The organism is Paenibacillus litoralis (assembly GCF_046244365.1).
Classification (GTDB): domain Bacteria; phylum Bacillota; class Bacilli; order Paenibacillales; family NBRC-103111; genus Paenibacillus_V.
Genome location: NZ_CP176395.1, coordinates 4,079,953 through 4,091,709 on the forward strand (window position 1 = coordinate 4,079,953; position 11,757 = coordinate 4,091,709).

Genomic DNA, 11,757 nt, shown 5'->3' on the forward strand with positions numbered 1-11,757 from the left:
TATGCTTAGGCATTTGAATAGACAGAATGACCACGTGTTTTTCGGCGGGACAAAGGTAGGAATTCCAAAGCTGACAATCGAGAAGTGGGAACGGCTCTTCGAAACGGTCGAAACGCTTCCGAACACGATTGTCAGCGTCCTTGCAGCGAAGAATACGGACGATTTCGTGGCGACGTTCGTCGTCGGAATAACGATGATGCTCGACGAAGTTGTTAACATGGTGGCAGCGGTGACCGATCTTGAACCGGAATGGATCAAGAAAAACGCCGATCATAACGAGCTGCTTGATTTTATAGCCAAGACAGCCAAGAAGAACGACCTCGAAGCCGCTGTAAAAAAGTTCCGCGCCGCGTTCGGGAAGTGGGCGGCGAAAGCGGCCGGCGAAAACTCGGCCCCGTAACCCTTTCAGATGGTTTGATGGAAGCGGCCCTGCAGCTAGGAGTCCCGCAGCTCGTTCTAGAGCGCGATTATTACATGATCGACTTGCCGCTCTTGTTGCACCATCACAAGAGGAAGGAAGCCAGCGAAAGGTTGCTTGCGCTTCAAATCCAGTGCGCCCCTCACATGGAGGAGGATGCATTTAAGCAATTCGTCGAGGAGTTGTCTGCCGATCTCAAAGCCGAGCAGGAGGAAGAGAATGATTTCGATGCCGGGGCAATAGCGCAGCTGCGGCAACGGGTGAGGGGGTGAAGATTTGGCAACAGAAGTCGGTGCTATTAAGGCAAAGATGGAGCTGGATGCAGAAGGGTTTCGGCAGGGGCTCCAGAAGGCCGTGACCGAAATGAAAAAAGCTGCGGAAGAGAGCAAGAAAATAAAATCAGACCTTAGCTCGCTAAATTCGACGCTTCGCTCTCTCGGTTTGAGCTCGGAGGAAATTGGCAATATCAATCAGGAGCTGAAACGGACAAACCCGAAGATACTCGAAGCGCAGCTTTCACAGGTAGAGGCGCAATTGAAGCGACTCGGAGCAAGCAGCGAGGAAATTGCCCGGGTGAAAAACCGACTCGTAGAGGTGCAGAATCAGTCGAAGGTGACGAAAGAGCACGTCAAGGATATGGGCGATGAGGCGCAGAAAACGAAGCGGAATTTCGACGGACTCGCGTCGGGCCTTCTGGCGCTAGGAGCGGGGGCAAGCCTTGTCGGATTGCTTCGAACCGTAAAGTCGCTAGTCGACGAGGCCAATAAGCTGCATATGTCACTCCAAGGGTTAACGGAGGTATCCAAGGCGCTCGGCCATGACGTAAACGAAACAACAAAGGCCGCGCAGGATTTAGCGGCCAGAGGATTTATGACGGTCGAAGAGTCAGCGTCAGCTTTAAAAACGGCGCTTGCAACGGGGTACAACCTTGAGGAGTCAATCAAGCTAATCAACGCCCTGGCTGACGCTGCAGCATATAACCGCGAGGCGCATCTCGGGTGGGGTGAGGCGGTCGTCCAGGCGGTCCGAGGGATCAAGCAGCAAGAATCGGAGCTTACAGATTCGGCGGGTATCACGACAAACCTTAGCGTGATGTGGGACCGATATGCAAGGCAGATCGGGAAGAGTGCAAGTGAGCTCACGGATACCGAGAAGGCGCAGGCGGCACTAAATGGAATGATGGCCGAGGCGAAGCTGTTTGCAGGGAATGCGGATAAAGCCATGCAGGGATATGCGGGGACACAGGCACAGTGGAATCAAACCATCACCACCGCCCGCCAGGAGCTCGGGGAAGCTTTCATTCCTGTCCTGAATGAACTGCTGCAGAAGCTAACGCCGATCATCGTGGATTTCACGAAATGGGTATCGACGCATAAGGAGTTCATTGCAGGGACGACGGCGGCAGCGGTGGCCGTGGGCGGGTTTATCGCGATCATCACAAGCTTGATTACCGTGGTTGCTGCTTTAAGGATAGCCTTTATCGCGCTTGGCGTCAGCATGGGGCCGATCGGCATCGCCATATCTATCATCTCGACGGTTGCTGCGGGCGTCTTTGCTTACAAGGCTGCGGCAGACGCGGCGAGTGAGTCCGTTATGGAATTTGCTAAAAACCAGGACGAGCTTAATGCGAAATTGGCACAGTCACCGGCAGGTAGGTCGACGGATGATGTGAAGAAGATGCAGACGGACATCGATAAGCTGAACGATACCCTTCAAGAACGAACGCGTCTTATGCAGGAGTACGATGCGCGCGAGGCAAGGGCAAAGAGCGGCCAGGGGAGCATCGAGAACACGCACCGAATCTTCGAACTAGCCGATCAGATTAAGGACGTAGATAGGCAGCTCAAAGGGATGGATTATAAAAACGTCGATCAGGCGACGGCCGCTCTCGGGCGCATGCGGTCGGAGATGGAAAAGTCGGTTCCTGCTCTTGTAGCGATGGAACGCGAGGAACTGGCCGGGACCGCAGCCAAAGTGCAGCATATCGACAAGATGACGCAGCTGCGCGACCAGTACAACGAGCTCAACAAGGTCGAGCAGATGAACGAAGCGCAGAAATCCCAGCTTGCCAGCGTTGTCGAACAGTTGAAACGCGAATACCCCGACATGCTCGCGGACTTGGACCAGGAAGGCCGCTGGCACATTCGGAACATCGGCATCGTTAACAACCTTATTTCGGCTGAAAAGTCATCCGTCGAAGCCGTTACGGAGTCGGCAAAAAAACGTCTGGAGGTGCGTAAACAAGAAGCGGAGCAGCAATTGGCGCTCGCAGTTAAACAAATCGAAACCTTGCAAAAAGTCAGCGAAGCGGGTACAGCGCCAAAGTTTGCTACTGGCGAAGGGGCGGACGCCATTGAAATGCTGATGGGGCAGCGTACCCAAACGTGGGCCAAGGGGCAGACGCAGAAGGTGAATGAAGAGAAAAATAAGTATCAGCAAGCCATAACCGACATCAAGAAAATGCAGCAGGATCTCACGATAGGGAATTGGGATGCTTTCAAAGTCCAGCGTCCGAATCTGGATGCGCCGAAAAAGGACAAGGAGAAAGAGGGCGGAAAATCACCGGCTGAAATTGCTGCGGAGATGCGATCCAATGCGTTTAATGCCGCCGTTGCGACCGTACGCTTCGAGGCGGAAATGTATAACTGGTCAGCCGATCAGCAAATCGAGGCTTATGCGAAGATCCAGACCGAGCATAAACGCCATCTTGCCGAAACCGTCGAAGACGAGCGCACGATTGCGCTGCAAATCAAGCGGCTCCATGAGGATACGGACAAATCGAAGTTTGAAATTTCGTCGGAATGGATCATGATGGAGGAGCGCCGTTTGAAGGAGAAGGGGGCGAAAGAGGAAGACGTCGCCATGATGCAGCTCGACGCATGGGAGCGCGTCCGGGATCGGTACGAGGAAGATACCGAGTTCTATAAACGAGCCGATACCGGCTACTACAACGCCAAAATGACGCTCATTGAAATCACGGCGCGGAAGCAAAAAGAAACGCTTGAGGAGCAGAAACGTCTCGAAAAAGAAGCGCAGCAAGAGGGAGAAAAGAATCTCCGCGAGCTCAACAAAAAAACATCCGATAGCATACGAGACTTGCAGCGCAAGGAAATCGACGCTCTTGATGCTAGGAAGCGAGCCATTCAGGACTATTACGATTCGCTGCTCAACCAAGTCGATGAAGAGAACCGGGCCAACGAGCGAAAAGAGCTCATGGAGGAAATCGAGAAATACCGGTATTCGACTTCGAAGGATGGTCAAGAAAAGCTTCGTGATCTGGAGAAGCAGCTTGGCCGCATGGATGCGGACGACAAGCGTCGCGGCTTGCAAAATGAACGAGACGCAAAGCTTCGGGCTCTCGATGACCAAAAACGGGACATTGAAGCGTACTATGACGAGGTTACCCGGGCTTTCCAAGAAGCAAATGGGGATATGTCTCAGGTTGACGCGCTTATGCAGGATGGACGCGTTACGAAGCTGAAGGAGACAAACAAAAAGCTACTGGAAGAAATGAAAAATTATAAGAACGAGTACGCAAAGATCGTCAGCAGCATGCCGACCGCACCAACCGGTAACCCGAGTGCAGGAGGCGGTTCACCCTCTTCTAACGGCCCTGTTTACGGACCGCCAAGTCCGAGCGCAGGCAGTAACGATTCAAGTGCTGCGGTAAAGTCGCAAATGCAGCAAAACAGCGCAGCATGGCACAGCGCAAGTGATAGCCAGCGCAGGCAATTGGAAGCGGCAAACCGCGCTCTAGGATCATCGATTGGGGCTAATTACATTGACGGTACATGGTACAAAAATGGCACGCCTCTTTACCATTCCGGAGGCATTGCAGGCGAGATGAACTTTCGGTCGAAGAGCAAGCTTATGCCGGATGAGCTGTATGCAATCCTACGGCGCGGAGAGCCGGTTCTAACTCCTGAGCAGGTAGCAAGTATTGCCGGGGGAGGCCGCACCGAGCAGAAGCCGAGTATCGTGATACACGGGTCGCTCATCTCTCACGAAGGCGACGTGAGACTCGAAGATGATACGGATGTTCGGACATATTGGAACGAGCGAGAGCTGGCCGCACAGCGGCTTCTGGCAGGGGGGATACGCGATGATGGTTAACGGCGGCGGGCGCTTTGGCGGGACCGCCTTTTCTGACGTCGGGCTGCTGCTGACGAAGGCCGATGTTCCCCTCTTGCCGGAAACAAAGCAATTCGAGGACGACATCCCCGGAATGGACGGCATGCTCGATTTGGGAATGGAGTACGGGCCGCGACCAATCAATTTGACGTTTCAGGTTCTAGCCAAGAATGGCGAAGGGGAATATCAAACGAAGCTGCAGCAGATTGCGAAGATGTTTGCCCCGCATCGAGGCGCACAGCCGCTTATTCTCGAACGGGCGCCAGGTAAACAATGGCTTGCGAAGTATAACGGTACGATGTCCATTGAGCGGATCGCGCAGCTGGGGGAGTTCACGCTCCCGCTCAAGGCGCATTATCCCTTTGCTTCGTCAGTACCGGATAATCAGCAGCCTTTACGACTGGGCTTAGGGTACGTGATCGGCATGGGCTATCATTTGGGAATGGGGCCTACTGGTTATTCGTTCCCGGTGACAACTTCGCCGCGAGCCTTTTCCGTCTATCACGCCGGGACGTATTTCGCCAAGCCCATCATCCGGATTACTGGTACCGGGAGCAACATTTCGATTGCGAACGATACGACTGCAGAAGCGATGATGTTCAACGGTGCATTGTCAGGAGGCGACACGCTTGAGATCGATTGTTCCCGGCAGCGAATAACAAAAAACGGAGTGAATGCTTTTGCTGGTTTCTCTGGTGTCTATCCAAGGCTCGCAGAAGGCAATAACAATTTCACAATAACAGCGACCGCGGCGAATTTGACGGTCGTTTTTATTTTCCGCCACACTTACCTGTTCTGAGAAAGGAGACTTTGCATGTCACGATTCAAACAACTTGGCACGGACTTGGATCTACAATGGGGCGCTGATCTAAATGGGAATTTCGACAAAGCGGATGCTGATCTTGCGGGACTACAGCAGCAAATCAATGCCGAAACGGCTGCTCGTGCGAATGCCGATTCGGCGGAGCAACTCGCTCGTATTAACGCGGATAGTGCTCACGCTAACGCTCCAGCGGCGCATACGGCCGCACAGATCAGCTATGGCGGCGGAAATGTGGGGGCCGAACTGGCTGCGCAAAATGCCCGAATTAACAACATCGTCGGCCAATCCGGCGGCGACAACACGGAATTAAGGGACTCCCACCTATCGCCTGATGGCGTTAATCATCCAGTACTCAAGGAGCGGCTTGATCGTATGGAACGTAAGCAGCTCGCCCAGGCTGCGCATAAGGCTCTGCTCAAGCACGGGCAAAACATCATTACGACGGATCAGGCGGGACCGCTGCGGGTTACGATTAAGGGCCACACGTTGGTAAATCTGCTGGGCAACGCGGGTGATTTTGAGAAAGATTCGAACGGGGACGGATTAGCCGACGGTTGGATGCATGCGCCTAATCCGCAACTAGTATCGGACGCTAAGTACGGAAATAAAGCTCAACAAATAACCCCTGATATGCTGTATCAGCAGCTTAGGTCTGCGCAATCAGTAATGGCCCCAGGGAAATACTACGTAATAGGGGTATGGTATAAAGGCGCCGTGCCTTTCGACATGAAGTTGACAGAAGGAAATGTTTATTTAAATACAGCAGCAGCGAGTCCTGATGGATTTTCATTCAGATTTGCCAAGGTTAGTCCGCCAAGTCTGACAGGTTTTGACTTTGTTACATTGGCAATTGGCTATGCTCATACGTTTGACGGTGCATTCGTTTATGAAGTATCTTCGGAAATGTACGCTAAAATCGGTGTCAATCCGGAATGGAGCGGTGAGCAGCTTGCGGAAAAGCTGCCATTCGTCAACGGAATGAAACGACTGCGGACTCCTGGTATCATCAAACGGGGGCGAAATCTATTTGCGCCGTTTACGGAGTGGTCAAATCATTATCCGTCCACAATAGAGATCATAGGGCCTTACAAGATCAGGCATACGCCTGATGGAGGGTGGAATCAATCCATTTCATGTTATGTCGACGCTCTGCCCAATCAGCACTACTATGTCTCAATTGCAGATGTTGTTTTCGAGGTTTACAACGTCGATAAGAACGGAAGCGAAAACCTATTAAGCGCAGGTGGGTTTTTCATAACGCCGAGTAATACGGTTAAATTAAAAGTTTTACTGAAAAACGGGAGTAATGCCGGGGCGCCGACGGAATGGACAAATCCTATGTTGAACTTGGGTTCAACTCAAGTAGACTTTGAGCCGCAGAATAACGATTATCTGTACGGTGTGTCTGATAGTGCGGGCAAGCAGCTCGAACTTGCTGGCGATTCGATCAGCGGTATATGCGACGAGTTGTACGAGAGGGATGGCCAGTGGTGGAAGTTTAAGAGGTGGAATACCGTTTTGTTGGATGGAACATCTGGATGGGACGGGTTCGTTGGTGATTTTGCTGGATTCAAAGAAGTGAGAATTACATTGAGTGGTCACAGGGAAGCGACGGGTGTCGCGGAAAAATATGATGGAAAAATTATTAAATCTGCAACAACCGGCGAGAAAGATACATTATACGCGAATGCAAACCATTTACACGTAAGAATAGACGATGCCGACAGCGGATGGACTGATTCGCTCAATCCGAACGCCAACGCAATTAAAGCGATAATGAACGGTTGGCGCGCCAACGGCAACAACGGCAGCGCATATACGTCGTGGGTGTCCATCCTGGACGGTGGCGCACCGGCTACGAATACGGAGGCATACGTCGCTGCGAACAAAGCACCGGGCTGGACCGGTTGGGCAAAGCTCGACTATGTGCTGGCGCAACCTTACGAAGAGGCGGTAATGGTTGAGGGTGCTATCGGGCTGAATAACGGCGGGAATGCGATCGCTGTCGTTGAGGGCGTTGTCGTAAGAGAGCCTGTGACCCCGGTCTTGTATTCGGCGTTCAACGTTCATGTGATAAATAACATCTATTTTCCATCGTCGTTTCTGAACAAAAGAGTGTCGATGTTCATTGCAATTTACAAGAACGGTGTTCTTGATAAGAAGTGGTTAGTTAGAACATCGCCACAAGATTCATACGGAAATCAATATGCCGAAATCAAAGCATCGGATTATGATCCAACAGCCGTTTACACGGTTACATCTCTCGCGCTAGACAAGTACAATCTTACGACAAACGTCATCGACGTAACCGCCGAATACGATACCAACCCCAAAATGGTACAAGACGCTTTGGTACAGGATATGGCGGACGCTAAGACGCAGATCAGCATTAACGTTAACGCAATCGCCGAGCTATACCGGCAAGTAATGGCGCTAGGAGGCGAATAGGCATGCAATTGAAAACCATACGTGATTGGCTCCTGCAGCAAGGCGTTCCAGCCGAACACCTTGACCGAATCAGCGAACCGCCTGTCATCCGTGATATTGGCGAGGGGCTGCTGCTTTCGCTACAAAACGACGACGACATTGGCAATACGCTCGTCATGTTGTTGTCGAAGATCGACGAGCTGGAAGAGCGCATTGTCGATCTGGAAGGAGGTGGCGCGGATGCTTAATTACTACCGGTATAAAGTACAAAAGGGCATGATGGTGCTGGATTCTGTTCCAGAGCCGTACCGAACACAATTGCGCGACGAGGGGCTGGAGTAATGGATACTCTTATCGCTCTGGATCGGAACGAAATTCCCCTCAACATACTGACAAAAGCAAAAGGTGCACAAATCAGGGAGCGGCTCAATGGCGAGTCGCTTCTTTCTTTTGAAATCCCGTTCGATGGCGATGAGTATGCGCTGCTGCAGTTGGATGGATATGTAAAGGTGGAAGGCCAGCTTTACATCATCAAGTCTATCGACGTTTCTGATTCTGGCCAGAAGTCGGCGTCTGTCCAATGTGTACACGTTTATGTCGAGCTCGTTGACGAGTATATCGACGCAACGCTTGATCTACTGGGCGTCACGGCTTCGTACGCTGTGACACAAGCGCTTAATGGTACACCGTTTTCCATCGGATCGATTAACGCACCCGGGCTACATGATATTGATATTTCTGAAATTTCTTCGCTCGAAGCTTTGCAGAAGATTCGGGAAAAGTGGGACGTCGATTTGTGGTTCGACAACCGAACCGTCTATCTCGGGCGGCGTGGTACGACACAGGGAGAGGAAATCAGGTACGGCCGGAACCTCAAAGCACTCCGGAAACCGTCCACGACGAACAACGTCATCACCCGCCTATATGTGTATGGTCGTGATGGACTGACAATCGAATCGATCAACGGCGGGAAGAAATATATTGATTCCCCGAACATCGGGCTATATCGTCGCCCGAAATGCGCGTCCGTACGATTTAACGACATTGCTGACGTGAACGAGCTCAAGGGGGAGGCGCAACGGTATCTTTCGAAACATGATACGATGATCGTTTCCTATCAGGTCGATTATTACGACCTTGAAATGATGGGGATCCCCGGTGGCCGCGTTGAACTTGGTGACTCGACAACGCTGACGCATTTGCCGTTCAGTATCCAGACGATCGGCACCCGCGTCGTAGAACGCATCCGGTACTTAAAGGACCGGAAAGCCGGTTCCGTGACGTTATCGTCGTTCATTGAGTCCACAGTCGATGACTTTGTTTCCATCAAGCGCAGGCAGCGCGGCTTCGAGCGGTACGCTACGCAGCGGGATGCAGAAATAGCCCAACAGACCGGCGAGCTGCAGCAGGCGCAAACGGATTTTGAGGAATACATCGACGATGTGTTTCGGGATGGCGTTATTACCGAAGCAGAGGCGAAAGCAATAGCGGAACACAAGCGGCAACTGGCGAAAGAAAAAGCGGACGTCGACGCCGAGTATGCGAAGGTGTACGCCAACACGTATTTAACGGGGACGATTAAAACGAATCTCGCTACAGCAAAGACGAATTACGATACGAGCTATGCGGAACTTATTTCAGCAATCGATGCCGTCGCTGCTGATGGACAAGTAACGCCAGCCGAGCGAGCTGCCGTTGATGATGGCTTTGCTGACTTGACCACAAAGCTTTCAGCACTCCGGCAGACACTAGAGGATGCATGGGACGCGATCACGAGGAAAGTGGAAAGCAATGCTTCCGCTGACGCAACAGCGAAGGCGACAGCCGCACAATCAGCGGCAGAGGCGGTTGCTTATGCTCAGTCCCAATTAGCCGAGGAAGAGGCGAAAGCGCATGCGGACGGTATCGTTACAGCCGAGGAGCAAGCGCGTATTGCTCAAGCTGCTGCGAACCTAGCTGCTGCCAAAGAGGATGCTTCCGTCAAAGCGGCAGCAGCTGAACAAGCGGCGGCGGCGGACGCTACATCTAAGGCTAATGCAGCGCGGGAGGCTGCAGAATTGGTCGCATTGCAAGAAGCACAATATGCGCGACTGCAAGCCGAAGCATATGCCGACAACGTCGTGACCGATGAAGAACAGGCACGTTTAACACAAGCTGCCGCGAATCTGGCCGCTGCGAAGCTTGACGCATTAGCTAAGTCTGAAGCGGCTAGGGATGCGGCAATCGGTCATGCGGACATAAACTATTCCGGAACGAAGAATAAGGTCGATAATGGAAATTTGTATGTCAAAGATAAATACGGTCAAGTCATCGTAAATGACGAGGGACTCGATCTCGCAAATGTCGCGGGATACGGCATCGAGTCAGGCGGAATCATCCGCGTGGAAAATGTTTCAGTGTCCGGATTTCCCGCTGTCGGGATCACGGTTAGTCGAGGCGACATCAAGACAGTCAAGGTGATTGATGTAGGCAATACAAGCGCGTTCCCGGCAAGCAATTCGACAATCAACTCTTGGTTTATATGGTATAACGCCAACGCGACAATTGACATTTTCGGAAGCATCTCATACAACCAAACGGCGCTTACTTATGTTACCTGGACGGGGAAGACTGCTACTACGTTAACGGGAGTAGAGATATGGACCGTAACGAATGGCTTTAACCTCCAGGTGGTCAATGTGGTAGCAGGTCAAAAAATCATCCAATTCCCAAACGTAACGGCGGACATCGTAGTCTCAGGGACAACCGTCGTCATGCCGGATAAGCGTCGTTTTGTTGTACCCGAAACGAGGTTTAACTCCTATACGGTATCCGTGCCGGGGAGTGATGAGGACGGGTGGAAATTCACCTATCTATACGTCAATTCATCCGGCGTCCCGCAGATCACGGATGCAGGTACAAGCGGCGGTGAAAATGTCTATCCGCCCAATCCTCCGAGCGGTTCGGTACGGCTTGGGTATCTCCTCGTAGGATTCGGGAAAGAAGCTCCGGACGGCACAATCAATTCGTCGAAGAACTTTGACGGAAATGGATATCCGATATGGACGCAGCGGATCTATCACGACAATAGGTATAGAGACGAACGCGCTGTCCGCGCGAATGGGAACGAGGCGCTGCTCGGCGGGGCACCCTACGGAGCGCAGACACTGGCGGTTTCCGTGGCGGGGCAGGCGTACCAGACCTATTACATTCCGGTCGGTAAATCTCGCCGCAGCGTAAACCTATCTATCACACTCGACGATGGCAGCGGGTATGACAACGTTTTGTACGGCGCATCGGTCGTCGTGGGCCGCAAGGCGGCGAACAACGCCGACGGAAAGGGGCGTCCACTATGGGCGACCTACGTTGACGCGGATGGAGGCCGGGGGCATGTTGCCGGACAACGGAACACAGCGCCATACGGCGTCCATGTACTTAGCCCGAGAGTCTGGAACAAGTCCTACACGATGCTATACGACTGTGACCTGATGCCGGACCCGAACGATGCTAGCACGATCTCGCTTAAACTGACATTTTACAACTATAGTGGGAGCGCGGAGTCCTTTAATTTAAAACTGAACTGGCATGCGCTTTAGTTTGCTCCGAGCCGATCGGGGCTATTTTTTGGGGGGTGAACGCATGAACGAAGCACAGGCACTTCACGATATTTCCGGCAAGCTCGGGCGACTTGAAGCGCTCCAAGAAGCAAACGGGAAAGCAACGCATGAGTTGACGGCCAACGTGAACAGGCTCGTCGAAAAACTGGACAAGTCCGATGACATCGCCCGCGAAGCAGATCAACGAGCGAGGTCGGCTCATCATCGAATTGACGAGGTAGTAAAGGAACAAAAGGAACTTCGGTCGGAAATCACTACCGGAAGGCGCTGGGCTATCACGACGGGAATTGGAGCTATCGGGCTTTTTATAACTGCTGTCGCGCTTATATTGAAATTGAAAGGCGGTGAATAATTTGGAAACC

8 protein-coding genes are annotated in these 11,757 nt (G+C 52.3%); all 8 read left to right on the forward strand.

The genetic code is table 11. The features are described 5' to 3' along the window. Position 1 precedes the first annotated feature (1 nt). The 8 genes from ACKGJP_RS16790 (at position 2) to ACKGJP_RS16825 (ending at position 11,747) form a co-directional block, all read left to right on the forward strand. On the forward strand, positions 2-400 hold the full coding sequence (locus tag ACKGJP_RS16790) for a hypothetical protein (RefSeq protein ID WP_409346763.1): 399 nt from the start codon (positions 2-4) through the stop codon (positions 398-400). A 17-nt stretch (positions 401-417) separates the two neighbouring features. Continuing rightward, complete coding sequence (locus ACKGJP_RS16795) at positions 418-690, forward strand: hypothetical protein (RefSeq protein ID WP_409346764.1); 273 nt, start codon at positions 418-420, stop codon at positions 688-690. 4 nt (positions 691-694) lie between these two features. Further along, complete coding sequence (locus ACKGJP_RS16800) at positions 695-4,531, forward strand: hypothetical protein (protein ID WP_409346765.1); 3,837 nt, start codon at positions 695-697, stop codon at positions 4,529-4,531. Beyond that, complete coding sequence (locus ACKGJP_RS16805; protein ID WP_409346766.1) at positions 4,521-5,348, forward strand: phage tail family protein; 828 nt, start codon at positions 4,521-4,523, stop codon at positions 5,346-5,348. Before ACKGJP_RS16800 ends, ACKGJP_RS16805 begins: the two co-directional genes overlap by 11 nt. Positions 5,349-5,363: 15 nt before the next feature. Continuing rightward, positions 5,364-7,820 (forward strand): hypothetical protein, encoded by a 2,457-nt coding sequence (locus ACKGJP_RS16810; RefSeq protein WP_409346767.1) that lies wholly within the window; start codon positions 5,364-5,366, stop codon positions 7,818-7,820. A gap of 2 nt (positions 7,821-7,822) precedes the next feature. Beyond that, positions 7,823-8,047 carry a hypothetical protein gene (locus tag ACKGJP_RS16815; RefSeq protein WP_409346768.1) on the forward strand — a complete coding sequence of 75 codons (225 nt, stop codon included), beginning with the start codon at positions 7,823-7,825 and terminating at the stop codon, positions 8,045-8,047. Positions 8,048-8,140: 93 nt separating this feature from the next. Next, the gene (locus tag ACKGJP_RS16820; RefSeq protein WP_409346769.1) at positions 8,141-11,374 is read left to right on the forward strand and encodes a phage tail spike protein; all 3,234 of its coding nucleotides are present in this window, start codon (positions 8,141-8,143) and stop codon (positions 11,372-11,374) included. A 43-nt stretch (positions 11,375-11,417) separates the two neighbouring features. Beyond that, a complete protein-coding gene (locus tag ACKGJP_RS16825) occupies positions 11,418-11,747 on the forward strand; it encodes a hypothetical protein (protein ID WP_409346770.1) in 330 nt (109 codons plus the stop codon). Positions 11,748-11,757: the final 10 nt, after the last annotated feature.

What these genes read in the sequence shown, in the direction of transcription:
- ACKGJP_RS16790 (WP_409346763.1), top strand. Translation starts at nt 2, where the DNA reads ATGCTTAGGCATTTGAATAGACAGAATGACCACGTGTTTTTCGGCGGG.
- ACKGJP_RS16795 (WP_409346764.1), top strand. Translation starts at nt 418, where the DNA reads ATGGAAGCGGCCCTGCAGCTAGGAGTCCCGCAGCTCGTTCTAGAGCGC.
- ACKGJP_RS16805 (WP_409346766.1), top strand. Translation starts at nt 4,521, where the DNA reads ATGATGGTTAACGGCGGCGGGCGCTTTGGCGGGACCGCCTTTTCTGAC.
- ACKGJP_RS16810 (WP_409346767.1), top strand. Translation starts at nt 5,364, where the DNA reads ATGTCACGATTCAAACAACTTGGCACGGACTTGGATCTACAATGGGGC.
- ACKGJP_RS16815 (WP_409346768.1), top strand. Translation starts at nt 7,823, where the DNA reads ATGCAATTGAAAACCATACGTGATTGGCTCCTGCAGCAAGGCGTTCCA.
- ACKGJP_RS16820 (WP_409346769.1), top strand. Translation starts at nt 8,141, where the DNA reads ATGGATACTCTTATCGCTCTGGATCGGAACGAAATTCCCCTCAACATA.
- ACKGJP_RS16825 (WP_409346770.1), top strand. Translation starts at nt 11,418, where the DNA reads ATGAACGAAGCACAGGCACTTCACGATATTTCCGGCAAGCTCGGGCGA.